Origin of the sequence: Streptomyces sp. NPDC049541, from assembly GCF_044465725.1 — a bacterium.
GTDB lineage: Bacteria > Actinomycetota > Actinomycetes > Streptomycetales > Streptomycetaceae > Streptomyces.
In genome coordinates, this window is record NZ_JBITLY010000005.1 from 262,264 (window position 1) to 285,670 (window position 23,407).

Genomic DNA, 23,407 nt, shown 5'->3' on the forward strand with positions numbered 1-23,407 from the left:
GCTGCCCGGTGCTTGGGGAAGATGCCGCGGCTTGGTCCGTCGAGGAGGAGCCGCCGCCCGGTGCTTGGGGAAGATGCCGCCGCTCGGTCCCTCGGGGAGGAGCCGGCTGCCGGACCCTCGGGGACAAGCCGCTGCTCGGGGCCCCTCGGGGAGAGGCCGCCGCTCGGTCCCTCGGGGAGGAGCCGGCCCCCGCGGCCCCGAAGGGCGATCTGCGCCGAAGGTGAGAAATCAGTGCAGTAGGCACTTGACCACCGCGTCGCCGTACTCGGCCGTCTTCTGGTAGAAGGCCGTGAGGTCGCGGTGGGTCGACGTGATGAGGGTGTGGGTTTGCTGTTCCGTGGCGGGGCCGCCGTAACGCGGGAGGAGGTGGTCGCGGGCCTGGTGCCAGAGGGGCTCGATGTCGGTCGTGGTGAGGAAGGCCGCCACCCGGGCCGCCTGAGCCGCGGTCAGCAGGAGGAACGGTGGGGCTTCGGGGGCGTGGTGGGGGACCGGGCGGCCGCCGAGGACCACGTGGGTGCGGGGGCCCTCTTCGGCGCGGTGCGGGCGTGCGCCGGCGTAGAGGGTGTCGTGGTCGACGTAGTGGTGGTCCAGCATCTCCTCCCGGTGGCGGTCGATCCGTCGGCGCACGGTGTCCCAGTCGTCCTCGAACAGCCGTTGCAGCCAGGGCGCGCTGTTGCGCAGGGCCGAGGGCGGCACCGCGCGGAGATGGAAGTACGGGCTCATCAGTGAGAGGAGCGCACGGAAGGGGCGAAGCGTCACTCCCGGGCAAAACTCGCACCTGAGGGAGTCCTGTGACCGTCCTGCGGCGGCGGTGGGGCGGTACTGCGCCGGTATCGGGAACTCCCCGGAAATCGCGTGACGGATGACCCGCCGACCCCGCTCCTGTCTGTGTGACTACCTTCCACGAGACCAGGCCCAGCGCGGCGACCAAGCCCGTGCGGTGGGCGGCGGACGCGGTCGCGGCCATGCGTGAGGGCGCCCGGCTGCGCCTCGACTACTCGGCGCAGAGCCTGTGGCGCGTCGACCGGATGATCGAGGGGATACGGCAGGAAGGGGCGCCGTACGCCGCGGTGGAGAGCGTGTTGCGCGGTTTCGGGGCGTACGCCGGTGAGGTGATCGTCCGTCAGGTCGGCGCCGAGTGGTGGGCGACCGGCGGCGACCACTGGATACGCACCCCCGACGGCCGGATGTGGGACCCCTTCGACGAGGCCCGGCGCTGCTGGCACGGGGACGGTTCGCTGCGGCTGCTGTGCCGGGATGCGACCGACGGCGTCCGAAGGTGACCGCGGCGGCGACACCCTGGCAACGCGGACCGGGCGCCCACCCCCGCAAGCTGCGCAGGAGCGGACGCCCGAACCAGTGGAGGCCGCGATGCGAACCGCCGGGGGATATCGGCTACTTGAGGTAGACCAGGCCGTCCGTCGTGACCGTCGGGCGGCCGCTGGTGCCGACCACCACGATCTTCACCGTGTGCTTGGCGCTGGACGACCAGGCCTTCGTCCAGATCGCCTGGCGGTACAGGGTGGTCGAGGACTTCAGGTCGACGGTGCTGACCTTCACGCCGTCGACGTAGATGTACGCCTGACCGGAGGTGGCGGCCCGGCTGACCACCCAGGAGGCCGAGCGGCCGGTGAAGGTCCAGGTCAGGCTCGCGCCCTTCGAACCGCTGGAGTACGACTTCCCGCCCAGGTAGCTGGTGGAGGAACGCGCCGTCCAGCTGCCGGACTTGGTGGCCGAGGTCTCCTGGAGGATCACCGGCGTGAAGGACGCGGACGCCGTACGGGTGTTGCCCGCGTAGTCGTACGCCCTCATCGACCAGGTGCTCGCGGTGCCGGACGCGGCGGTGCGGCTGGAGCTGGTGGTGGTCGGGCCGAAGGTGGCCGTCGTCGGGGTCAGCAGGCTCACCGACTTCAGGGCGGCGTTGTCGGTCGCCTTCCAGCCGAGGGTGACCGGGACGGCGCCGGTGTTGACCGTGCCGGTGCGCAGGGAGAGCTGCGGCGCGGTGGTGAAGGTCGGCGCGGTCGTCTCCGCGACGACGTTCAGCGCGGCGGTCGTCGTGGTCCTGCCGGACTGGTGCACGGCCCGCACGGCGACGGTGTGGGTGCCCAGGGCGAGAGTCGCGCCCACCGAGGTCGACGTGCCGGAGGCGGTGGCGGCGACCTTGCCGTCCACCAGCAGCTCGAACCTGGAGATCAGGGAACCGGGCGTGGTCGTCGACCACTTCGCCGTGACGGCGCCCTTGGTGTAGTACGTCGAGCCGGACAGACCCGCACCGGACAGCGAGGTCAGCTTCAGCCCCTGCACCGGGCCGGACGCCCAGGCGCGGATCGTCGGCAGCTGGGCGTAGAGGGAGCTGCCTGGGCACTGGGTGTTGTAGCCGTCCCGGTGGCCGGAGATCCGGTTGAAGGTGTACGAGTTGCCGGCGGTGAAGCCGGTCCCGAAGTAGTTCGTCTGGGTCGCACCCGCCTTGAGCTGCACGGTCGTCGCCGGGTCGGCGTGGTACTGGCCGAGCTTCCAGGCCGCGACACGGGCGATCGACTCCAGGGCGGCGTTGGTGGCGCCGGTGGAGGTGTACTCACCGAGCACCGCGATGCCGGCCGACTCGCGGTTCCAGCCGTAGGTGTGCGCGCCGAGCACCGGGAGGTCGACGCCGCCCTTGCGGCCCTCGAAGATCGTGCCGCACTTGTCGACCAGGAAGTTGTAGCCGATGTCGTTCCAGCCGTTGGTCTGCGTGTGGTACGCGTAGATGCCCCGGACGATCGCCGCCGAGTCGGCGCACGAGTAGTCGTTCGTGCCGTCCGTGTGGTGCACGAAGACGGCCTTCACATCGGCGTTGTACTCCGACGGGTCGGGGCTGAGCGACTCGTCCGCACCCCAGCCGGCCCGCGAGACGATCGGCGGCTCGGGCACGGTCGACGGCGGCGCGGTGGGCGCGCCGGCCGTGGGGCTCGCGGAGGTGCTAGCCGAAGCAGACGCGCTGGTCGAGGGGGACGCGGAGCCGCTCGGGGAGGCGGAGGCGCTCGGGGAGGCGGAGTCCGTCGGCGAGGCGGAATCGGTCGGCGAGGCGGAATCGGTCGGAGGAACCGGATCGGTCGGCGACGCGGAGTCCGTCGGCGATGCGGAGTCCGTGGGCGTCACATCCGCCGCATACGCGGCCGGCTCGGCCTTCTGCCCGTCGGTGGGCGCCACCCCCGGGTCGACCAGGTTGACCTCGAGTCCCTTGGGCAGGGCGGAGCTGGTGGAGCCGTCCTTGTGGACGACCTGCACCTGCACGCCGTCGGAGGGGCCGACCCACAGCGGCTCGGAGGCACCGCGCGCGCGGGCGCCCGCCTCCGGGTCCTCGAGCGGGTCGACGTTCGCCTCGAGGTCCTTCCAGGCGGTCCACTCGCCGGTCTCGATGCTGTGCGTGCGCACCTGGGCCGTGCCGTGCAGCCGCTTGCCGGCGTCCTTCCAGGAGACGCCGAGCATCGAGAACTGCGCGGTGTGCGTGCGCGGCAGCTCCCGCTTGCCGCTCGCCGCGCTCTTCAGGGCCAGGGCGTAGACCTTCGCCGGCCGCTTGGCCTGGCCGTGCCCGGAGGACTGGCCGGCGACCGCGTACGTCGCCACACCCCCGCCGCCCAGTACCACCGCGCCGAGCGTGATCCACGCCCGTCGCTTCATGCTCAGCGGTCTGTACGCACGCGTACCGCGAGGACTCACTTACCCCACCCCTAGAGAAGGACCATGTCTGCCACACCTGTCACAGAGCAGGTGGCACATACACACAGCGCTCGGCTCTGGCCAAACGTCACAGGCGACTAGCTGTGACACTTCCGTGACGCCTGACGCAGAGGGTCGTGAAGGCGCGCGCACGGACAGAGGTGACGCGCGGCGCGGGCTCGGCAGAGCCACCTTCGCACTCGTACGAACGAGGACAGTTGTTGCGCCAGGGACGCGAACCCCGCCCCGTGCAGCCGTACGACGGGGAGCTGGGCGCGGCCGTCGCGCGGGCCCAGGAGGGCGACGAGGCCGCCTTCGCGGTCGCGTACCGGATCGTGCAGCCCGGCCTGCTCGGCTATCTGCGCGGGATCGTCGGCGAGGACGCCGAGGACGTGGCGTCCGACGCCTGGCTGGAGATCGCCCGGGACCTCAGGCGCTTCAAGGGCGACGGGGCGGGCTTCCGCGGCTGGACCGCGACCATCGCCCGGCACCGCGCCCTGGACCATCTGCGCCGGCAGAAGGTACGGCCCCGGTCGGCGGCGCTGGAACAGGACGTGCTGGAGCTGCCCGGCACCCACGACACCCACGACCAGGCGCTGGAGGCGCTCTCCACCGAACGCGCCCTGGAGCTGGTCCGCAGCCTGCCCCGCGACCAGGCCGAGGCCGTGCTGCTGCGCATCGTCGTCGGCCTTGACGGCCCCGCGGCGGCCCGCGTGCTCGGCAAGCGCCCCGGCGCCGTACGCACCGCCGCGCACCGCGGGCTGAAGCGCCTCGCGGCCCGGCTGGGCGCCCCAGGTGTGACGAATGAGGATCCCCGGACGCTGGGGGAGTCGAAATGAACGTCGACGGCGAAACGTACGTCAACGACGGAATGAACATCAACGACGCGATGAACGTCAACGACGGCAGGGACGGCCGCGAGGGCCGGCCGTCGGACACGGATGGATACGGACATGGGTGAGCGGCAGAGCGACGGCAGTGCCCCCGGTGGCCGTCGGCGCGTACACCCCGGCGGGACCCTGTCGGGCACCGAGGACTGGCCTGCCGGACCCGCACTGGAGGGCCTGCTCGCCGACGCGATGTGCGCGGGCGCACTCGACGCCGACGCCGAGCAGCGGGCCGTTGCCGCGTTCCGGGCCGCCCGTGACGCCGGGGCGCTACGCGCGCGGACCCGGCGCCGCGACGACTGGCGTCCCCGTGAGCACGGCCGGACCCACCGCTCCCTGCGGGCCACCCTGACGCTGGCCCTGGCCGGAGTCACCATGGGCGGTGTCGCCTTCGCCGCGATCGGCTCGGTCGGCGGCTCCTCGCACGACGGTCAGGGGGCCCGGCAGCGGCGGCACGCGCCGGTCGTGCCCTCCGCGACGGCCTCCGGCACGCCCGGTGCCGCCGCCGCATCCGACCGCCCGGACACGGCGAAGGACACCGAGGCGCACTGCCGGGCGTACGAGAAGAAGGCCGACGGCAACGGCAAGGCGCTGGACTCGACGGCCTGGCAGCGGCTGATCGCGGCGGCCGGCGGCGAGGCGAACGTCACGGCCTACTGCGCCGAGAAACTCGGGCAGTCGACGGCCACCCCCAAGCCGGGCAAGAACGACAAGACCGTCAAAGCCGAGAACACCGCGAAGGCCGGCAGCAAGGGCAGGGCCGACGACTCCGGCAAGTCCGGGAAGCCGGAGAAGAGCACCGGCAAACCGAGCGGCAAGACCGGCAACTGACCCCCGGGCGAAGGCGCGAGCGGCGCGAACAGCCGACTCGTCATGCTCCGGCACGCCCCACGCGCCGCGGACGTCCGCCGTCAGGAGCAGCAACCGAAGCAACGGCCGGGGCCGCCACCCCCCACAGGAGAGGCCCCGGCCGTCGCGCGGTCGGGCCGCGCGGCGGCCCGTACTCTCTACAGCGCCGAGAGTGCCGTTTCTGTCACACCCCGGGTACGGGGAGCGCCTCCGTGAGGTGGTTGCATGGTGTACCGACATGGACGAGCGGCGGTTTCAGGTCGTAACGTGCCTTTCGCGCCGGGCGCGGAAGACGAACGACCAAGCAGACCATCGCAACGATCGGCGGCCTCGACGCCGCAACCATCGAACGAGGAACCATCGGGTGCTGGGGGACGACGCGGAGCTGACCGCCGCGGTGCTTGCGGCACAGGACGGGAACGAGACCGCGTTCCGGACTGTGTACCGAGCCGTGCATCCGCGGCTGCTCGGGTACGTCCGCACGCTCGTCGGCGATCCGGACGCCGAGGACGTCGCGTCCGAGGCCTGGCTGCAGATCGCCCGGGATCTGGACCGGTTCAGCGGCGACGCGGACCGCTTCCGCGGCTGGGCCGCCCGGATAGCCCGCAACCGTGCGCTGGACCACATACGGATGCGCGGCCGCCGCCCGGCGATCGGCGGCGACGAGACGGAACTGACCGGCAGGGCCGCCGAGTCCGACACCGCGGGCGAGGCCATGGAGTCCCTGGCCACCGACCACACCCTCTCGCTGATCGCCCGGCTGCCGCAGGACCAGGCCGAGGCCGTCGTGCTGCGCGTGGTCGTGGGCCTCGACGCCAAGACCGCCGCCGAGACGCTCGGCAAGCGCCCGGGTGCCGTACGCACGGCGGCGCACCGCGGTCTGAAGCGGCTCGCGGAGCTGCTCGGCGAGGATCCGGAATCGAGCGTCGGCCTGGACGGGCTGCCGCTCCAGAGGGCACCGCGCGGCCGCGCGGTGACGTCCGCGAGTGTGACGCAAAGCGTTGCGCGGACGCAGAAGGACATGTGATGGCCGACGAGCGCTGTGCCTTTCCGGGGGATCCGGAGTCCGCCGACGGCTTCGCCGCGGGACCGGCCCCCGCCCGGTGGCTGGACCGCGAAACAGCGGAGCTCCTGCTGCGCGGAGAGTCACTCGAAGGTGTCGACCCCGCCTCCCGCGACCAGGCCGAACGGCTCGCGAAGACCCTCGACGGGCTGATCGTCGAGGCCCCGCTGAGCAGCGCCGAACTCCCCGGCGAGGCCGCCGCGCTGGCCGCCTTCCGCGCGGCCCGGTCCGGCGCGCTCGCCGAGCAGAACGCCGTCGGGCGGCACCGTTCCCGCTCCCGGGCGTCCGACGCCGGGCTGGTCCGCGTCGGCGGCTCCGCCCCGGCCTCCCGGCGCACCCGCTGGGGCCGGCCCGCGCGCTTCGGGCTGACGGCCGCACTGGCGGCCGGCATGGTCGGTGGTGTCGCGTTCGCGGCGACCTCCGGAGTGCTCCCGACACCGTTCGGCCACGACGAGCCCGGCCCCGTCGCCTCCGTCTCGGTCGGCGCGAGCCCGAACCGTCCGCGGGTGTCGCCCTCGCAGAACAGCGCCCTGGGCGACACCACCCCCGACGGCTCCCGTGCCCCTTCCACCCACCCGAGGACCCCGCACGGCTCGACCGGCGGCGGCTCCTCGGCCAAGCCCGGCTCCGGCTCCGACGACGGACAGGCCACCGGCGGTGGCTGGTGGCTGGGCGCCCCGGCGGCCTGCCGCGACGTGCGCGACGGCAAGGACCTCACCGCCGACCGCAGGCGGGCCCTGGAGGGTGCGGCGGGCGGTTCCGGCGCGGCCCGCGTCTGGAAGTACTGCAAGAACGTTCTCGCCGGCATCGACGGTGCCTCCCGTGGCGGCGACGACAAGGACGGCAAGGGCAAGGGCGGACGGGGCAACCACAACGGCAAGGGCGGCGACCAGGGGGATCAGGGCGGTGACGGCGACGGCCACCACATAGCCCCCGGCCCCACCGTCACACCGTCCCCCCTTCCGCCGTTTCTGCCGAGGCGGCTGGTGACGACACCGAACCCGTCGCCGAAGCCGACCTACAGCGCGCTCTGACCTGCGGTTTTGCGGCTCGCAAAATTTTCTTCGGCCCACCAGTAACGTTTTCGGCCCCACCAGCGCAGTACTGAGTGAGCCGACTGGTCATCGGCCGTCGCACAGAGCCGGGGTTCCCCCCGTACCCACGGCTCGTGCATCGGCGCGGGCGGGACACGTTCCCCCGGTTCCGCCCGCGCCCCACTCTTCTCCCTCCCCGGCTCCGGGGGTTCACCGGTACACGACGACCTTGTCGCCGTTGTTCACCTGTGCATACAGATCCGCGATCGCCGACTCGTCCCGGACGTTGACGCAGCCGTGCGAGGCGCCGGCGTAACCGCGGGCTGCGAAGTCGTACGAGTAGTGCACGGCCTGGCCGCCGCTGAAGAACATGGCGTACGGCATGGACGAGTCGTAGAGCGTCGACCAGTGGTGGCGCGACTTCCAGTACACGTGGAAGACGCCCTCGCGGGTGGGCGTGCCGATCGCGCCGAAGCGGACCGACATCGTCGACACCGTCCGCCCGTCGATCATCCAGCGCAGGGTGCGGCTCGTCTTGTCGATGCACAGCACCCGCCCGGTCAGGCACCGCGGATCGGCGGGACCCGCAGGCTGACCGCCCATCAGATACAGCTCCCACTTCCCCGGCTCGTGCGTCATCTTCAGCAGCCGTTGCCAGGTCACGGTGTCCGTCTGCCCGGTCTTCGGCAGCCCGCGCTTGCCCTGGAAGCCCTTCACGGCCTCCTCGGTCAGGTCGTCGTACGTCCCGGTCGGACCGTCGTAGAGCCAGGCCACCTGACGCAGCCGGGCCTGGAGTTCGCGCACGCCGTCCCCGGAGTCGCCGGGGGACCACAGCACGGCGGGACCGGCCGTCGAGGGCGACGCACTCGGCTTGTCCTCGGAGCCGGAGCCGGAGTCCGGTCCGGACTTGCCGGTGGGGGTGCTGCTCGGCAACTGGATGTGCACGGGCGAGTGACCCTTGCCGTCCGTGCCCTGCACGGTGCAGCCGCACACGGCGGCCAGGGCCGCGAGTGCCGCCGCGGCGGCGGTCGATCTCCCCATGCCCGTCATACGCACAGTGCCCCCCGGCGTCTCACCGAGGCAACCGACAGCCCCGCGTGTCACCTGAGATGCTGCCCGCGGATGACTGGTTGCGAACGGCGGGGCATGGTTGTGACGGAGACCGCAAAACCGCTGTGAGGAAGCTCCCAGCGTGCTTCCCTCCACCGACTGCACGCACCCCGCTACAGTCCGCAGGAGGGTCGGTCTGTACTGGCCAGTAGCTCAGCGGGAGGCATCACACCATGGCGCGCGAGTCGGGCAGTGCCCGGTCCACCGAGAGTGGACTGCCCATCGAACCGGTCTACGGGCCGGAGGACCTGGCGGGCTGGGACCCGGCCGAGAAGCTGGGCGAGCCCGGCCGGTACCCCTTCACCCGCGGTGTCTACCCGTCGATGTACACGGGCCGCCCGTGGACCATGCGCCAGTACGCCGGTTTCGGCACGGCGACGGAGTCCAACGCCCGCTACAAGCAGCTCATCGCCAACGGCACGATGGGCCTGTCGGTCGCCTTCGACCTGCCGACCCAGATGGGCCACGACTCCGACGCCCCGATCGCGCACGGCGAGGTCGGCAAGGTCGGCGTGGCGATCGACTCCGTCGAGGACATGCGGGTGCTGTTCGGCGGGATCCCGCTGGACAAGGTCTCGACGTCGATGACGATCAACGCGCCGGCGGCCCTGCTGCTGCTCATGTACCAGCTGGTCGGCGAGGAGCAGGGCGTGCCGGCCTCCCAGCTCACCGGCACGATCCAGAACGACGTGCTGAAGGAGTACATCGCGCGCGGCACGTACATCTTCCCGCCGAAGCCCTCGCTCCGGCTGATCGCCGACATCTTCAAGTACTGCAAGGCCGAGATCCCGAAGTGGAACACGATCTCGATCTCCGGCTACCACATGGCCGAGGCGGGCGCCTCCCCCGCGCAGGAGATCGCCTTCACCCTGGCCGACGGCATCGAGTACGTCCGCACGGCGGTCGCCGCCGGCATGGACGTCGACGACTTCGCGCCCCGGCTCTCCTTCTTCTTCGTGGCCCGTACGACGATCCTCGAAGAGGTCGCCAAGTTCCGTGCGGCCAGGCGTATCTGGGCCCGTGTGATGAAGGAGGAGTTCGGCGCGAAGAACCCGAAGTCGCTGATGCTGCGCTTCCACACGCAGACCGCGGGCGTCCAGCTGACGGCCCAGCAGCCGGAGGTGAACCTCGTCCGGGTTGCCGTCCAGGGCCTGGCCGCGGTCCTCGGCGGCACCCAGTCGCTGCACACGAACTCCTTCGACGAGGCGATCGCGCTGCCCACGGACAAGTCCGCGCGGCTCGCCCTGCGTACCCAGCAGGTGCTGGCCTACGAGACCGACGTCACGGCGACCGTCGACCCCTTCGCGGGTTCCTACGTCATCGAGAAGATGACGGACGACGTGGAGGCGGCCGCCGTCGAGCTGATGGCCAAGGTGGAGGAGCTGGGCGGCGCGGTCAACGCGATCGAGCACGGCTTCCAGAAGTCCGAGATCGAGCGCAGCGCCTACCGCATCGCCCAGGAGACCGACTCCGGCGAGCGGGTCGTGGTCGGCGTCAACCGCTTCCAGCTCGACGAGGAGGAGCCCTACGAGCCGCTCCGCGTCGACCCGGCCATCGAGGCCCAGCAGGCGGAACGCCTGGCGAAGCTGCGCGCCGAGCGCGACCAGCCCGCGGTCGACGCCGCTCTCGCGGCCCTGAAGAAGGCGGCCGAGGGCGAGGACAACGTCCTGTACCCGATGAAGGACGCGCTGCGGGCACGGGCGACGGTGGGCGAGGTGTGCAACGCGTTGCGGGAGGTTTGGGGGACTTACGTGCCGTCGGATGCGTTCTGAACGGGGCGATTCCCTCGAATGAGTGATCGAGGGCGGAAACGGCCCGGCCCCGGTTAATCTCGTGGAGGTGTTCCCGTTAGGAGGGGGCCGTGGCTGTGATGCTGCACGAGTCGTCGCTTTCTGATGCTGCCGACCGGCTCTGGGAGGAGCTGCCCGGGCACCGGGTGGAGATCCTCAACGGGAGCATTGTTGTGACACCGCCGCCGGACGGGCCTCATCAAGTGACGCTTTCCCGGTTGGTCGTGGAGTGCCACAAAGCGGGAGAACGGAAGGCGGGGCTCAGAACGGTGGCGGGGATCGGCCTGTGGCTGCCGACGGGGCCCGAGGACTACGCGGTGCCGGATTTGGCCGTTGTCGACGCCGATTACAAGGACGCCCTCGTCGAGAAGAACTGCTACGCGCCGCACGTCTTCCGTCTGGTCCTGGAGGTGACCTCCTCCAACTGGACCAACGACACTGCCACCAAGGTCGATGTCTACGCCCGGGCCAACGTCCCCGCCTACCTCATCGCCGACCGCAAGCACGACGAGGTCCTCCTCTACACCGACCCGGCCGACGGCAAGTACCCCGACCCCGTCCGCTACAAGCGCGGCCAGAGCGTCCCCGTGCCCGAGTCCGTCGGCGTGACCCTCGATCTCTCCGTCGACACCCTCCTCGACGGCGACGACTAGCGAACCCCGAGCCTGGTCAGGTAGTCCGTCAGCCCGGCTGCCCGGTCACTGGCCCAGCCCACGTAGCCGTCCGGCCGTACGAGGAACAGGCCCTTTCCGTACGGCTCTTGGGCTGGCCCCTGCACGAGGTGCACCGACTTCTCGTCCAGGGCGGGTGCTTCCGTGCCCAGTGCCACCAGCGTCCAGTGCGGACCCCGCAGCACGTCGAAGAGCCGTACCCCCTCGAGCGTCGTGTCCGGCGCACGGTCGCCCGCCCGGACCGCCCCCGCGTCCGCGCGCATATCCTCGGCGAGCGACGACTCCCGATATCCCAGCCGCAGTTGGACCGTCGCCGCACCGCGTCGCACCTCGCCACGGTGGACGCCGGTGGAGATGCCGAGCATCTGTGCCGCGATCGGGCGCCGCTCCTCCTCGTACGTGTCCAGCAGTGCCGTGTCCGCCCCGTCCCGCAGTACCGCGCCCAGTTTCCAGCCCAGGTTGTAGGCGTCCTGGATGCTGGTGTTCAGGCCCTGGCCGCCGGCGGGGGAGTGGACGTGCGCCGCATCGCCCGCGAGGAAGACACGCCCGCTCCGGAAGCGGTCCGCGAGTGCTGCGCGCGGGCGGAACTCCGAGGCCCAGCGGACCTCCGTGATGTCCTCCGGCGCCAGGTGCGAGCGTGTGGCGGCGACCTTGCGGATGCCGTCCAGGGACAGATCCACGTCCGTCCCCTCCGGGAACTGGGCGACCAGTTGGAAGTCCTCCGTACCGGCGAGCGGGCAGATCGCCATATAGCCGCCGTCGCCGTCCCCGCGTGGCGGGAAGACATGCCAGTTGTCGCGGTCCAGGCCGCTGATCCGCACGTCGGACACCAGGACCGGGTTCGGGTCGACCGTCTCGCCGGTCATGCCGATGCCGAGCGCGCGCCGCACGGCCGAGCGTCCGCCGTCGGCGGCGACGACGTACCGGGCGCGGAGTTCTGTCCCGGACCCGAGGCGCACGCTCACGCCGTCCTCGTCCTGGTCGAGCCCGACGACCTCCCGGCCGAACTCCACCCGTCCGCCCAGCTCCTCCAGGCGCGCGAACAGGATCTCCTGCGTCCGCCACTGCGGCACCATCCACGGCTCGCTGAACGCCGAGTCGCCGGCCGCCTCCTTCACCTCGTCCGCGTCGAACATCCGGTGCTCGCCGGCCCGCTCGCCGTCCTGCCAGATCATCCCGACCGGGTAGCGCCCACCGGCCGCGAGGATCGCGTCCAGCACCCCGAGATCCTCCAGGACCTCCATCGTGCGCGGCTGCAGACCCTTGCCACGCGAGCCCGGGAACAGCCCGTCCGCCTTCTCCACGACCAGTGCGTCCACTCCCCGCCGGGCGAGGTCGACACCCAGGGCCAGCCCCGTCGGGCCCGCCCCCACGATCACCACATCGATCACGCCATCTACGGCACGGCTCACGATCCACTCTCCTTAACGCTGTTAAGTGCCCTGGGTCCCGAGGGTGTCCTTAACGCTGTTAAGCTGTCAAGCGTGAGTACGGAACGACGCGCGCCCCTCGACCGCAAGCGGGTCGCGGACACCGCCCTGCGACTCCTGAACGAGGTGGGCCTGGACGGACTGTCCCTGCGGGTCATCGCCAAGGAACTGGACGTCAAGGCGCCCGCCCTGTACTGGCACTTCAAGGACAAGCAGGCCCTGCTCGACGAGATGGCGACCCAGATGTACCGGCGGATGGTCGCCGGGGCCGCCCTCGATCCGCACGACACCTGGCAGGAGCGGATGGCCAAGACGTACCGAGGGTTGCGGGAGGCCCTGCTCGGCTATCGCGACGGCGCGAAGGTCTACAGCGGCGCGCGCTTCACCGGTACGGACCATGCCCGGGAGATGGAGCAGAACCTACGGCTGTTCACGACCGCGGGTTTCACCCTCGCCCAGGCCGCGCGCGCCAACCAGACCGCGTACGCCTTCACCGTCGGTTTCGTCACCGAGGAACAGGGCGTCCGCCCGCTGCCGGACGAACGCCGCGAAGGCTATGACGTGGCCGAACGGGCCCGGCTGCTCGCCGAGTTCCCGCTCTCGGCGGCCGTTGGCGCGGAAATCTTCGAGGACTACGACCGGCACTTCGAGGAAGGGCTGGAGCTGGTCATTGCGGGGATCGGGGCGCGCTACGGCGTCCTTTGATCGGCGCGGTCCGGCCTTCCTCCGCTCCCGGACCGGTTCACTTCGCCAGGAGGAACGCCAGGAAGCCCATGCCGATGACGGACACGTATACCGGCCATTGGTAGCGCGCCGGATACTCGTACGTCTCCCGCCGGACGCCCCCGGCGCCACTCGTCACCGTAGGTCCGGAAGAGCTTGCGAGGCGGGAACAGGCCCATCGCGATGCCGGTCCAGGTGAAGAAGTAGGCGACCAGCATCTGCCGTGCGTTCCAGTGCTGTGGCTGGAGGCTGCCGACCAGAACCATGCCGAGGCAGCAGACGACGGACGCGACCAGGAAGACCACCGTCCCTTTGCGTGGTGGGCGCATCCACCGGTCGACCGCGAGACAGAGGAGGAACGTGGCGAAGGCCGCCATCAGGACCAACCAGCCGAGGGGGAGCTGCGCGAGCATCATCAGGCCGTTCGAGAGTGCGCGAGGTCCGGCGGCCGATGCGTCGGCGTCCGGTGAGCAGGGCTCAGCGCGGTCCGGACAGTGCCGCCCGGAGCCTCGGCGTCAGCCGGTTCTCGACGTAACGATTCAGCAGCCAGGCCAGCAACAGCATCGACGCGATCGTCAGGGCGAAGGTCACTGCCGACGACAGGCCTAGGCCGATGTGCAGGGCGTGGATCACCACCCAGCCCAGGTGTTCGTGGACCAGGTAGAACGGGTACGTCAGCGCCCCGGCCACGGTCAGCCAGCGCCAGTTCACCCGGTTCAGCCAGCCCAGAGCGATGGCGGCGACCGCGATGAAGCCGAATGCGACGACGAGGACGATGCCGAGCGAGGAGCGGTGGGCGAAGGCGTTCGGGTCCGACGCGTTCCGCAGGCCGCGCACCGCGTAGTGCTGTCCGATCAGGAAGCTCACGGCCACGATGCCCCAGGCGTGCACGTCGCGCCGGTCGCGGTGGACGAGGTAGAGGCCGACACCGCCGATGAAGAAGGGGGCGTACTCGGGTATCAGTACGATGTCGAGCAGCGGCATCTTCGCTCCCTGTGCGATCGCCGCCGCCAGCGTCCAGCCGGCGCAGAACAGGATCACGCGGCGACGGGTCGCTCCGGGCAGGACGACGCACAGCGCGAACAGCGCGTAGAAGCGGATCTCCGCCCAGAGCGTCCAGCACACCCCCAGCACCCGGTCCACGCCCAGCGGTTGCTGAAGCATCGTCAGATTCACCAGGGTGTCGCTCGGCGACAGCGCCTTGTAGGCGACCATCGGCAGCGCGAACACCGCGGAGACGATGAGGATCGCGGCCCAGTAGGCCGGCAGCAGCCGGGAGGCGCGGGAGGCGAAGAACGACTTCAGGGGCCGGCCCCAGCCGCTCATGCAGATCACGAATCCGCTGATCACGAAGAAGACCTGGACACCGAGGCAGCCGTAGGCGAAATAGCCGTGCAGCATGGGGAACTGGTGCTTGGCGGAACTTCCCCAGGCTTTGGTGACCTCGCCGCCGCGGCCGCCGTAGTGATATGCCGCCACCATCAGCGCGGCTATCAGCCGCAGTCCGTCCAGGGCGCGGAGCCGGGTTTCGCGGGGTTGCGGCCGTGCCGGCTGCTGGGGCACCGGCGCGACGGGCGCGGGTCGGACGGTCGTGCTGGTCACAGAATTCCCCTCGGTGGGCGCTCACTCTCACGGGTGCCTCACGGCACGTTAGTCCGAATTTCAGTGATGCCTTGGCCGGGAAAGCCATGATTCGCCTTGTGGTACCGGTGAGTTCATCTGAGTGTCGCCCTGGCTTCTTGCGTTCACTCGGAACTCCCCTCGGGGAGTGACCGACGGCGGGCCCCCTCCGACGGGGGGCCCGGCTCGCCTCGTCTCCTACGGCGCCTTTTGCCCCACGGCCTTCTTCAGCGCCCGCGCCCGGCGGACCACCCGGCGGGCCGTGGAGTTGCGGGGGAGGAACGCTAGGCGCTCCGGGATGCCCCCGGGCAGCCCCAGCGCGGTGAGCCGCTTCCGCCGGAAGTACCGCTTGGTGCGTGCGGACAGATGCTGGGAGAGGTAACGTTCCGCAGCCGCCCGCAGGGACGGGTAGATCTGCGGCTGCATCGTGTAGCTGAGCGTGTCGAGCAGACCGTCCACCGTGCTCGCGTCCAGCGACTTCTCGCCCTTGCCGCCCTCCAGATCCGGCAGCAGCGCATCCGCGAGGACCACCGGCACCCGGTTGCTGTTCTGGAACGGCGTGAGCGCGCCCAGCAGCGGTGCCGTACCGATACGGGCGACCGGCAGGCCGTAGAACGCGGAGGCCGTGAAGAGCGCCGTGGAGAAGCAGCCGACGACCAGGGCGGGCCGCGACCGCTCGAACAGCACCTCGGCGAGGACGGGCAGGTCCAGGACGGTGAGGTCCACACCCAGCTTCCCGGCCTCGGTCTCCAGGGCGCGGCTGTAGCGGGCCGGCGCGGTGGGGTGCGGCTTGAAGACGATCGAGCGGTGCCCGCGCTCGACCGCCCCACGCATCATCCGTACGTGCAGGTCCTCCTCCTCCTCGGGGGAGAGGATGCCCAGCGCGGACAGGTACTGGCCGAGCAGGAGCGCCGAGTTCTCGGGCAGCACCGGCAAGTCCTGGACGGAGGAGGCGAGCTCGCCCATCACCTTGAGGAACGCATCGGTGGGCACGAGCTCCGCCGGGACGTCGAACTCGGTCAGCAGCCGAGGGGTCAGGTCCGGCACCAGATCCAGATGGAGCAGGCGCCGCACGCGCGTACCGACCAGCGGGTCGATCTTGTTGCGGGTCGGGCCGTAGCTCATCAGGCCGTCGGCGTAGACATGCACGGGCGCGTCGGTGAACAGCTGGGCCACCGTCAGCGCCGGCGCGACCTGGATGGACTCCACGACCAGCTCCACCCGGTCGTCGCCCAGGTCCCAGAGCAGCCGCAGATAGCGTTCGAAGAGCGGGATGTCGTCCTGGCGCGGGGCCCAGGCGCCCGGGTGGAAGGGGCTGATGGCCTCGTTCCAGGACAGGATCTCGTCGAAGTGGTCGCGCAGCGGCTCGAAGCCCGGCATCTCGTCGACGGGCGGTGTCGTCTCCGGGGTCGCCGAGTTGTTGAAGACCAGCAGCAGACTGCGGTCCTCGTCCTCGAAGCAGTCCGAGTCCAGCGCGGCGGCCAGGGTGGCGGCGCCGTACAGGGTCGAGACGCAGTAGATGCGGGTGGTACGGGGCATCAGGCAGCCGCCTTCGCTGTCGTGATCCTGCGCCGCAGCCGCCGCAGCTTGGAGGAACGGTGCAGGTCCATCGTCTCGAGCACGTCGCCGAGCATGTCCTGCGGCAGACGCTGGATGGCCGCCGCGCTCCTGGCCCGCAGCTGCCGGTACACCGAGGGCTCCCACTTCTCCTCGTCCGAGACGTGGTGGGCGATGATCGCGCAGTAGGTGCGCACCGCCTTCGGCAGCAGCCGGTCCGCGTCCGGGTCCTCCGCCGTTTCCTCGATGACCTGGTCGAAGGCGCGGATGAAGTCGAGCTGGCGGACGTCGCCGATCTGCGTCAGGGAGGACGCCACCCCGCGCCGGTAGAAGACGCCGAGCAGGCTCACCACGGCGAACGACTCCGCCTCGCGGTGCAGCTTCCAGATCCAGGGCCGGTCCTCGGCCGTGCGCAGTCCGTCGGTGAAGTGCAGCAGGCCCCGGTCGAGGAGCCGGCGGTGGTAGGCGCCCGCCCAGGCGAAGGCGTAGTCCACGGAGGTGGAACGGTCGGCGGGCAGGATCGCCTCGCGCGGGTTCAGCGCCTCCCAGCGGCGCCCGATGGGGACCCTGTTCACACTGCGCGCGCGGGCGGTCGCCTGCACATGGTCGGTGCGCACGAAGTCGACGCCCAACCCCTCGATGGCCGCGACCAGTTCGGCGAAGTAGCCGGGAGCCAGCCAGTCGTCGCCGTCCAGGAACGTCAGGTACTCGCCCTGCGCCGCGTCCAGGCCGGTGTTGCGGGCGGTGGCGAGTCCCCCGTTCTTCTCATGGCGGATATACCGCACCTGCGCCACATCGGAGAGTTCCTCGGCCGCGCGTTCGAGAATCGCCGGAGTTTCGTCCTTCGAATGGTCGTCGACCAGTACGAACTCGAAATCCCGCTGTGCGTTCAAGCGGAGGCTTTTGAGGGTGTCCGGGGCGTATTGCTGCACGTTGTAGAACGGCACGATCACGGAAAGCTTTGGCACACGAGAAGAGTAAGAGGCGGGTCGGCGGCCTAACTTTCCGGTGTCCGTACAGAGGGTGAACTCAATGTGTCGGAACGGTGCATCACCTGTAGCTCCGGCGATTTCGCGGGCCAGTTCGGCTCTCGGCGGGGTGTTGTTAACTTTTTGTTGAGGTGCGGTTGGGGCGCGCCTCGGAATTGCTTCTTACCGTCTTCGGCGTGCCACCAAGTACCCCGAAGCCCACGCGAATCGCCGTACTCGCGGACTCCGACACCCGCTGGAAATGGGGTGCGCTGACCGCGGCTCGTATCGCCCCGGGCCCGTCCATGGAAACCGCAGCCCGCGAGGACGCGCAAGTCGGTCTCGAGCTGAGCGGATTCCTGCTGCGCGGGCGGGCGACGCCCACCGCCCGCCAGCTGGCGGAGGTCGGTGTGCGCGCCGACTCCCTCCGGGAGGTCACGGCGGTCGAGTTCCTGCGCGCGATGGCCGAGGAGGAGTACGACGTCCTCGTCCTCGCCCTCGTCGGCGGTGGCGTACAGGCGATGCTGCACGGACTGCGGCGCGTGTGGGAGGGCCGCGAGCGGCGCCCCGCGGTCGTCACCGGCTATGTCGGGGTCGTCTACGAGAAGCTCGCCGACGGCCTGCTGCTGCGGCACGGCGCGGACCTCGTCCTCGCCAACTCCCGCCAGGACGCGGAGCGTTTCCGGGCGGTGTACGAGGGGGTGGGCGCCGACGCCTCGTCGGTGACGGAGGTGGCACTCCCGTTCCTCGGCGGGGCGGCCTACGAAGGTGAACACGACCCCTACACCGTGGTGTTCGCCGTGCAGCCGTCCGTCCCGGACAGCCGCAGGGACCGCATCTACCTGCTCGACCGGCTGATCCGGCACGCCAGGCTGCACCCCGAGCGCGAGGTGCTGCTGAAGCTGCGCTCCAAGCCGGGCGAGCACACCACGCACATCGAGGAGCAGCCCTACCAGAAGCTGGTCCAGCGGCTCGATCCGCCGGCCAACTTCCGCCTGGTGTACGGGAACATGGGCGAGGTCCTCGACCGCACCGACCTGCTGGTCACCATCAGCTCGACGGCCGCGCTGGAGTCCCTGCACCGCCGTATCCCCACGGTCGTCCTGACCGACCTCGGCATCCGGGAGGTCCTGGGCAACCACCACTTCGTGGGCTCCGGATGCCTCGCCTCCTGGGACCAGCTGGACGCCGGGCACCGGCCGGCCGCCGACGAGGAGTGGGTGGCCCGGCAGGGCGTCGCGACGGACGGATCGTACGAGACCGCCTTCGACATGGCGAGGGAGCGCATCGCCAAGCTGCTCGCGGCGCCCGAGCTGCCCCCGCTCGCCCCGTACTACACACCGGCGACCGCGCCCGGTTACCTCCCCGGCATCCTCGCCCGCCACCACCTCGGCCCCGACGGCAGCCCGCTGCCCGGAGCCCCCGCCCACGACAGGGAGCCGGGCCCGGTCCGCCAGATCGTCCGCCGTGCCGCACGCGGTGCGTACCGGCACGGGGTCCAGCGGGTGGCTCCCGTCATCCGGCGGATGGGGGAGCTGTGACCGCCGAGAGGACGAGCGTGCCCGCACCGACCGCGGGCGCTGCGGAAGCGGCCGTCGCGCGAGCCGTCTCCGCCGCGACGAAGGGCGCGATCCAGCCGGCCGGCGCGCGGGTTGCGGGCACCGCCCACACGGGGGCAGGACAGGTCGTGCCTGCCGCACACGCTGCGGCGCGAGCACTGCCCGCCCCGGACATCTCAGTCACGCCGAGTAGGCCCGACGAAGTCCGCTGCCGTTCGGCCGCGCCCCGAAGGGGCGGGGGGCCGTATCGAGATGCGGCTCCGCCGCCATGGGGGTCCCCCCGCTCGAGCGAAGCCGAGAGTGGGGGAGCGACCAACCACGACGGCGCCGCACACGACCGACGTCCCAGCGCGGCCCCGCGGCCGAGCCGCACATCCGCCCAGCCCGCGGAGCGCCCCGCCGCGTTCGCCCCGATTCCTCCGCAAGGAGCCCAAGGAGTAGTCCCCATGTCCAACCCGCAAGCGGGCCGAGGCGCTTCGGTGCGCCGGGTGCTCGCGGTGATTCCCGCGCGCGGCGGCTCCAAGGGCGTGCCCGCGAAGAACCTCGCGCCTGTCGGCGGTGTGCCGCTGGTGGCCCGTGCCGTGCGGGAGTGTCTCGCCACCCGGCTGGTGACGGACGTCGTCGTGTCCACCGACGACCAGGCCATCGCCGCGGCGGCCCGTGAGGCGGGCGCCGAGGTCGTGCTGCGGCCCGCCGCGATCGCCGGGGACACGGCGACCTCCGAGGCCGCCGTCCTGCACGCCATGGACGCCCACGAGGCCCTGCACGGCGCGGCCGTCGACGTGGTGGTGTTCGTGCAGTGCACCAGCCCGTTCATCGTCCGCGAGGACATCGACGGGGTGGCGGCCGCGGTCGTCGAGAACGGCGCGGACACCGCGGTGACCGTGGCTCCCTTCCACGGCTTCATCTGGCGGGACGCCGACGACGAGGCCACCGCGGGCACCGTCGCCGAGGCCGACGCGGCCACCGGCGGCGGCTACGGCGTCAACCACGACAAGTCGTACCGCCCCCGCCGCCAGGACCGCCCCCAGGACCTCCTGGAGACCGGCGCCGCCTACGCGATGGACGCCCCCGGCTTCCGCAAGCACCAGCACCGCTTCTTCGGCCGTACGGAACTCGTCCGTACCGACCCCGCGCGCGTGCTGGAGATCGACGACCCGCACGACCTCGCGCGGGCCCGGGCCCTGGCACCCCTCTTCGACGCCGACCGGCCCGGCGCCCTCCCGACCGCCGACGACATCGACGCGGTCGTACTGGACTTCGACGGCACCCAGACCGACGACAGGGTGCTGATCGACGCCGATGGAAAGGAGTTCGTCTCCGTGCACCGCGGGGACGGGCTCGGCATCGCCGCCCTGCGCAAGGGCGGGCTCAGGATGCTGGTCCTCTCCACGGAGCAGAACCCGGTCGTCGCCGCGCGCGCACGAAAGCTGCAGATCCCCGTGCTGCACGGCATCGACCGCAAGGACCTCGCACTGAAGCAGTGGTGCGAGGAGCAGGGCATCGCGCCCGAGCGCGTGCTCTACGTCGGCAACGACGTCAACGACCTCCCGTGCTTCGCCCTCGTGGGCTGGCCCGTGGCGGTCGCGAGCGCCCACGACGTGGTACGCGGCGCCGCCCGTGCGGTCACCACCGTCTCCGGTGGCGACGGCGCGATCCGAGAGATCGCCAGCTGGATCCTCGGCCCCTCTCTCGACTCCCTAACCAAGTAAGGACAGTTCACTGCCATGAGCATCAACTCCCGCCTGCGCACCTTCGGTACCGAGCGCATCGCCGGCCCCGGTCAGCCCGTCTACATCTGCGGCGAGATCGGCATCAACCACAACGGCGAGCTGGAGAACGCCTTCAAGCTCATCGACGTGGCCGCCGAGGCCGGCTGCGACGCCGTCAAGTTCCAGAAGCGCACCCCGGAGATCTGCACCCCGCGCGACCAGTGGGACATCGAGCGCGACACCCCCTGGGGCCGGATGACCTACATCGACTACCGCCACCGCGTGGAGTTCGGCGAGGACGAGTACCGCCAGATCGACGCGTACTGCAAGGAGAAGGGGATCGCCTGGTTCGCCTCCCCGTGGGACACCGAGGCCGTCGCCTTCCTGGAGAAGTTCGACGTCCCCGCCCACAAGGTGGCCTCCGCCTCCCTCACCGACGACGAGCTGCTGCGCGCCCTGCGCGCCACCGGCCGCACGATCATCCTCTCCACCGGCATGTCCACCCCGAAGCAGATCCGCCACGCCGTCGAGGTCCTCGGCTCGGAGAACATCCTGCTCTGCCACGCCACCTCGACGTACCCGGCGAAGGCCGAGGAGCTCAACCTCCGCGTGATCAACACCCTGCAGGCCGAGTACCCGAACGTCCCGATCGGCTACTCCGGCCACGAGACCGGCCTGCAGACCACCCTCGCCGCGGTCGCCCTCGGTGCCACCTTCGTCGAGCGCCACATCACCCTGGACCGCGCGATGTGGGGCTCCGACCAGGCCGCCTCCGTCGAGCCGCAGGGCCTCACGCGCCTCGTCCGCGACATCCGCACCATCGAGGCCTCCCTCGGCGACGGCGTCAAGAAGGTCTACGAGTCCGAGCTCGGCCCCATGAAGAAGCTGCGCCGCGTCACGGGCGTCGTCGCCGAGGCGGAGATCGCCGCGGCCGCGGGCGAGCCGGTCACGGTCTGAGCCACCACCACTTACGGGACGGTCATACGTCGATGAGCCGCCGCGCCGGATCCGCCGGCAGCACCTCCACTCTCGCGTTCGTCGAGAGCCCGGTACAGCTCCTGAACGTGCTGGAGTGGGCGCATGCCCAGGCGCCCGGCGCGGGGCTCACCCTCGTCGTCCTGTCCCCGACCGACCCCATGACCCGCGGCCAACTGCGCCGTATGGCCGAACTCGCCCGCGACGAGGGCCACACGGTCCGCTGGGAGGAGGCCCGCGGCGGCCCCGCGGCCCCCTTCCAGACCATCGGCGGCCTGGCGGGCACGCTCCGCAGGGCCGACCGCATCGTCCTGGGCGACCCCTTCTCCCGCTACGTACAACTCCTGCTGACCATCACCAAGGCCCGCGACCTGGTCGTCGTGGACGACGGCACGGCCACGATGGAGTTCGTCGCCCAGCTGGCCCGCGGTGAACGTCTCGTCCGCTGGCACCGCAAGGGGGGCCGCCCGAGCGCCCGCGACCTGATCTTCGCGCCGGTGTCCTCCAAGGCCCGCCGCCGGCTCACCCCGAGCGACAGGCGCAGGGTGGCGGTCTTCTCCTCCATGCCCATGGAGGAGATCCCGCCCGGCGTGACCGTCCACACCAACGACTTCTCCTGGACCCGGGCCCGCTTCGGCCCGCCCCGCATCACCAAGGGCGCCGACATGGTGGGCACCTCGCTGGTGGAGACCGGCGTGGTGGACGGCGACCGCTACCTGGAGGCCGTCCGCACCCTGGCGAAGACCCACGGCGCCACCCGCTACTTCGCCCACCGCCGCGAAAGCACCGACAAACTCCACCGCCTGGCCGTCGAGACGGGCCTGGAGATCGTCCGCCCCGACCTCCCCCTGGAGCTGATCGCCCGCCGCGGCCCCATCGGCCGTACGGTCCTCAGCTTCCCCTCGACGGTCGTCCACACCCTCCCGCTGGCCCTGACGGGCACGGAGGTCCGGGTCGCGGTGTGCGACATCGACCCCGAGTGGCTCACCCAGAACGCCTCACCACGAGCACAGGGCTTCCTGTCGGGCGTCACGGGAACGGCACGGGACGTGACACGCCTGTCGGCGGTCACGGCGGCATGACCGCGCCTCAGTCGTCCTTCCGCGCCAGCAGGAACGCCCGCGGCCGCGTCTCCTCGTCGTCCGGCTCGCGCAGCACCCGCGCCTCCACCCGCAGCCCCGCCTTGACCAACCGCCCGGCCACGGCATCCGGCGTACGCCAGTAGTAGTCGAGCGCGATCTCACGGCCGAACCGCTCCTCCAGGTGCAGCCGCTCGTCCTCCGCACCGCTCTGGAAGCCCAGCAGGACATGCCCACCGGGCACCAGCACGCGCCGGAACTCCTCGAAGACCCCCGGCAGGTGATCGTCCGGGACATGGATGATGGAGTAGAGCGCGAGCACACCGCCCAGCGTCTCGTCCGGCAGGTCCAGCGCGGTCATGGACCCCACGTGGAACCGCAGCCCGGGATGCGCCTGACGGGCCAGCGCCACCATGCCGGGCGACACGTCGACCCCGAAGGCCGGCACCCCGAGCGCTTCGAGCCGGGCGGTCACATGACCGGGCCCGCTGCCGACATCGGCGACAGGGGCCGTACCGGCCGCCCGGACGAGCTCCGCGAAGGCGCTGACCAGGGCCAGGTCCAGCGGTCTGCCGCTCAGGTGGTCGGAGAACTGCTCGCTGTACGGGCGGGCGATCGCGTCGTAGGAGGTTCGGGTGGCATGCAGGAAGTCCGGGCTGCCCGGTATCGCGGAGCTCACGG

The 23,407-nt window shown here is 71.2% G+C and carries 21 protein-coding genes; 13 read left to right on the plus strand and 8 right to left on the minus strand.

Features of this window, described 5'->3' with window-relative positions; all coding sequences use genetic code 11:
* Positions 1 to 228 precede the first annotated feature (228 nt).
* Positions 229 to 723 carry a DUF1877 family protein gene (locus ACIBW9_RS20510; RefSeq protein WP_398956912.1) on the minus strand — a complete coding sequence of 165 codons (495 nt, stop codon included), beginning with the start codon at positions 721 to 723 and terminating at the stop codon, positions 229 to 231.
* A 167-nt stretch (positions 724 to 890) separates the two neighbouring features.
* Here ACIBW9_RS20510 and ACIBW9_RS20515 point away from each other — a divergent pair, with 167 nt between their 5' ends.
* On the plus strand, positions 891 to 1,283 hold the full coding sequence (locus tag ACIBW9_RS20515; protein ID WP_344404504.1) for a hypothetical protein: 393 nt from the start codon (positions 891 to 893) through the stop codon (positions 1,281 to 1,283).
* A 112-nt stretch (positions 1,284 to 1,395) separates the two neighbouring features.
* On the opposite strand, the gene ACIBW9_RS20520 is transcribed toward ACIBW9_RS20515, so the two are convergent.
* Positions 1,396 to 3,660, minus strand: a complete 2,265-nt coding sequence (locus ACIBW9_RS20520; RefSeq protein ID WP_398956914.1) for an N-acetylmuramoyl-L-alanine amidase — start codon at positions 3,658 to 3,660, stop codon at positions 1,396 to 1,398.
* A gap of 260 nt (positions 3,661 to 3,920) precedes the next feature.
* On the opposite strand from ACIBW9_RS20520, the gene ACIBW9_RS20525 reads away from it, so the two are divergent.
* The 5 genes from ACIBW9_RS20525 (at position 3,921) to ACIBW9_RS20545 (ending at position 7,532) form a co-directional block, all read left to right on the plus strand.
* Positions 3,921 to 4,538, plus strand: a complete 618-nt coding sequence (locus ACIBW9_RS20525) for an RNA polymerase sigma factor (RefSeq protein ID WP_398956916.1) — start codon at positions 3,921 to 3,923, stop codon at positions 4,536 to 4,538.
* Complete coding sequence (locus ACIBW9_RS20530) at positions 4,535 to 4,660, plus strand: hypothetical protein (protein WP_398956918.1); 126 nt, start codon at positions 4,535 to 4,537, stop codon at positions 4,658 to 4,660. The genes ACIBW9_RS20525 and ACIBW9_RS20530 overlap by 4 nt, the downstream gene beginning before the upstream one ends.
* On the plus strand, positions 4,653 to 5,417 hold the full coding sequence (locus ACIBW9_RS20535; protein ID WP_398956921.1) for a hypothetical protein: 765 nt from the start codon (positions 4,653 to 4,655) through the stop codon (positions 5,415 to 5,417). The genes ACIBW9_RS20530 and ACIBW9_RS20535 overlap by 8 nt, the downstream gene beginning before the upstream one ends.
* Positions 5,418 to 5,799: 382 nt before the next feature.
* Positions 5,800 to 6,462: an RNA polymerase sigma factor gene (locus tag ACIBW9_RS20540; RefSeq protein ID WP_398956923.1), complete on the plus strand. Its 663-nt coding sequence runs from the start codon at positions 5,800 to 5,802 to the stop codon at positions 6,460 to 6,462.
* Positions 6,462 to 7,532, plus strand: a complete 1,071-nt coding sequence (locus ACIBW9_RS20545) for a hypothetical protein (protein WP_398956925.1) — start codon at positions 6,462 to 6,464, stop codon at positions 7,530 to 7,532. The genes ACIBW9_RS20540 and ACIBW9_RS20545 overlap by 1 nt, the downstream gene beginning before the upstream one ends.
* A gap of 210 nt (positions 7,533 to 7,742) precedes the next feature.
* On the opposite strand, the gene ACIBW9_RS20550 is transcribed toward ACIBW9_RS20545, so the two are convergent.
* Positions 7,743 to 8,573, minus strand: a complete 831-nt coding sequence (locus ACIBW9_RS20550) for a L,D-transpeptidase family protein (protein ID WP_398956927.1) — start codon at positions 8,571 to 8,573, stop codon at positions 7,743 to 7,745.
* Positions 8,574 to 8,815: 242 nt separating this feature from the next.
* On the opposite strand from ACIBW9_RS20550, the gene ACIBW9_RS20555 reads away from it, so the two are divergent.
* Positions 8,816 to 10,414 (plus strand): methylmalonyl-CoA mutase, encoded by a 1,599-nt coding sequence (locus ACIBW9_RS20555; RefSeq protein WP_398956929.1) that lies wholly within the window; start codon positions 8,816 to 8,818, stop codon positions 10,412 to 10,414.
* Between the two features lie 98 nt (positions 10,415 to 10,512).
* Positions 10,513 to 11,085 (plus strand): Uma2 family endonuclease, encoded by a 573-nt coding sequence (locus ACIBW9_RS20560; protein ID WP_398957637.1) that lies wholly within the window; start codon positions 10,513 to 10,515, stop codon positions 11,083 to 11,085.
* Here the strand turns inward: ACIBW9_RS20560 and ACIBW9_RS20565 are convergent.
* Positions 11,082 to 12,515, minus strand: a complete 1,434-nt coding sequence (locus ACIBW9_RS20565) for an FAD-dependent oxidoreductase (RefSeq protein WP_398956931.1) — start codon at positions 12,513 to 12,515, stop codon at positions 11,082 to 11,084. The genes ACIBW9_RS20560 and ACIBW9_RS20565 overlap by 4 nt on opposite strands.
* 72 nt (positions 12,516 to 12,587) lie before the next feature.
* Between ACIBW9_RS20565 and ACIBW9_RS20570 the strand changes: the two genes are divergently transcribed.
* Positions 12,588 to 13,238 (plus strand): TetR/AcrR family transcriptional regulator C-terminal domain-containing protein, encoded by a 651-nt coding sequence (locus tag ACIBW9_RS20570; RefSeq protein WP_398956933.1) that lies wholly within the window; start codon positions 12,588 to 12,590, stop codon positions 13,236 to 13,238.
* A gap of 495 nt (positions 13,239 to 13,733) precedes the next feature.
* Here the strand turns inward: ACIBW9_RS20570 and ACIBW9_RS20575 are convergent, their stop codons facing one another.
* The 3 genes from ACIBW9_RS20575 to ACIBW9_RS20585 form a co-directional block, all read right to left on the minus strand.
* Positions 13,734 to 14,858, minus strand: coding sequence for an acyltransferase family protein (locus ACIBW9_RS20575; protein ID WP_398956935.1), 1,125 nt, complete (start codon positions 14,856 to 14,858; stop codon positions 13,734 to 13,736).
* A gap of 216 nt (positions 14,859 to 15,074) precedes the next feature.
* Complete coding sequence (locus ACIBW9_RS20580) at positions 15,075 to 16,415, minus strand: alpha-2,8-polysialyltransferase family protein (protein ID WP_398956937.1); 1,341 nt, start codon at positions 16,413 to 16,415, stop codon at positions 15,075 to 15,077.
* On the minus strand, positions 16,415 to 17,401 hold the full coding sequence (locus ACIBW9_RS20585) for a glycosyltransferase family 2 protein (RefSeq protein ID WP_398956939.1): 987 nt from the start codon (positions 17,399 to 17,401) through the stop codon (positions 16,415 to 16,417). Before ACIBW9_RS20585 ends, ACIBW9_RS20580 begins: the two co-directional genes overlap by 1 nt.
* Before the next feature lie 197 nt (positions 17,402 to 17,598).
* Here ACIBW9_RS20585 and ACIBW9_RS20590 point away from each other — a divergent pair, with 197 nt between their 5' ends.
* The 4 genes from ACIBW9_RS20590 (at position 17,599) to ACIBW9_RS20605 (ending at position 22,729) form a co-directional block, all read left to right on the plus strand.
* Positions 17,599 to 18,942, plus strand: coding sequence for a DUF6716 putative glycosyltransferase (locus ACIBW9_RS20590; RefSeq protein ID WP_398956941.1), 1,344 nt, complete (start codon positions 17,599 to 17,601; stop codon positions 18,940 to 18,942).
* Between the two features lie 464 nt (positions 18,943 to 19,406).
* The gene (locus tag ACIBW9_RS20595; protein WP_398956942.1) at positions 19,407 to 20,672 is read left to right on the plus strand and encodes a cytidylyltransferase domain-containing protein; all 1,266 of its coding nucleotides are present in this window, start codon (positions 19,407 to 19,409) and stop codon (positions 20,670 to 20,672) included.
* 15 nt (positions 20,673 to 20,687) lie between these two features.
* Entirely contained in the window at positions 20,688 to 21,629 is a 942-nt protein-coding gene (locus ACIBW9_RS20600) for an N-acetylneuraminate synthase family protein (RefSeq protein ID WP_351462316.1), read from the plus strand.
* A 32-nt stretch (positions 21,630 to 21,661) separates the two neighbouring features.
* Positions 21,662 to 22,729 (plus strand): hypothetical protein, encoded by a 1,068-nt coding sequence (locus ACIBW9_RS20605; protein WP_398956945.1) that lies wholly within the window; start codon positions 21,662 to 21,664, stop codon positions 22,727 to 22,729.
* Between the two features lie 7 nt (positions 22,730 to 22,736).
* Here ACIBW9_RS20605 and ACIBW9_RS20610 read toward each other — a convergent pair whose 3' ends face one another.
* The gene (locus tag ACIBW9_RS20610) at positions 22,737 to 23,405 is read right to left on the minus strand and encodes a class I SAM-dependent methyltransferase (RefSeq protein WP_398956947.1); all 669 of its coding nucleotides are present in this window, start codon (positions 23,403 to 23,405) and stop codon (positions 22,737 to 22,739) included.
* Between the last annotated feature and the right edge of the window lie 2 nt (positions 23,406 to 23,407).

Excerpts from the sequence above, each read along its gene's own strand:
- ACIBW9_RS20510 (WP_398956912.1), bottom strand. The coding sequence starts at position 723 with ATGAGCCCGTACTTCCATCTCCGCGCGGTGCCGCCCTCGGCCCTGCGC.
- ACIBW9_RS20520 (WP_398956914.1), bottom strand. The coding sequence starts at position 3,660 with ATGAAGCGACGGGCGTGGATCACGCTCGGCGCGGTGGTACTGGGCGGC.
- ACIBW9_RS20530 (WP_398956918.1), top strand. The coding sequence starts at position 4,535 with ATGAACGTCGACGGCGAAACGTACGTCAACGACGGAATGAACATCAAC.
- ACIBW9_RS20535 (WP_398956921.1), top strand. The coding sequence starts at position 4,653 with ATGGGTGAGCGGCAGAGCGACGGCAGTGCCCCCGGTGGCCGTCGGCGC.
- ACIBW9_RS20545 (WP_398956925.1), top strand. The coding sequence starts at position 6,462 with ATGGCCGACGAGCGCTGTGCCTTTCCGGGGGATCCGGAGTCCGCCGAC.
- ACIBW9_RS20550 (WP_398956927.1), bottom strand. The coding sequence starts at position 8,573 with ATGGGGAGATCGACCGCCGCCGCGGCGGCACTCGCGGCCCTGGCCGCC.
- ACIBW9_RS20555 (WP_398956929.1), top strand. The coding sequence starts at position 8,816 with ATGGCGCGCGAGTCGGGCAGTGCCCGGTCCACCGAGAGTGGACTGCCC.
- ACIBW9_RS20560 (WP_398957637.1), top strand. The coding sequence starts at position 10,513 with ATGCTGCACGAGTCGTCGCTTTCTGATGCTGCCGACCGGCTCTGGGAG.
- ACIBW9_RS20580 (WP_398956937.1), bottom strand. The coding sequence starts at position 16,415 with ATGCCCCGTACCACCCGCATCTACTGCGTCTCGACCCTGTACGGCGCC.
- ACIBW9_RS20595 (WP_398956942.1), top strand. The coding sequence starts at position 19,407 with ATGTCCAACCCGCAAGCGGGCCGAGGCGCTTCGGTGCGCCGGGTGCTC.
- ACIBW9_RS20600 (WP_351462316.1), top strand. The coding sequence starts at position 20,688 with ATGAGCATCAACTCCCGCCTGCGCACCTTCGGTACCGAGCGCATCGCC.
- ACIBW9_RS20605 (WP_398956945.1), top strand. The coding sequence starts at position 21,662 with ATGAGCCGCCGCGCCGGATCCGCCGGCAGCACCTCCACTCTCGCGTTC.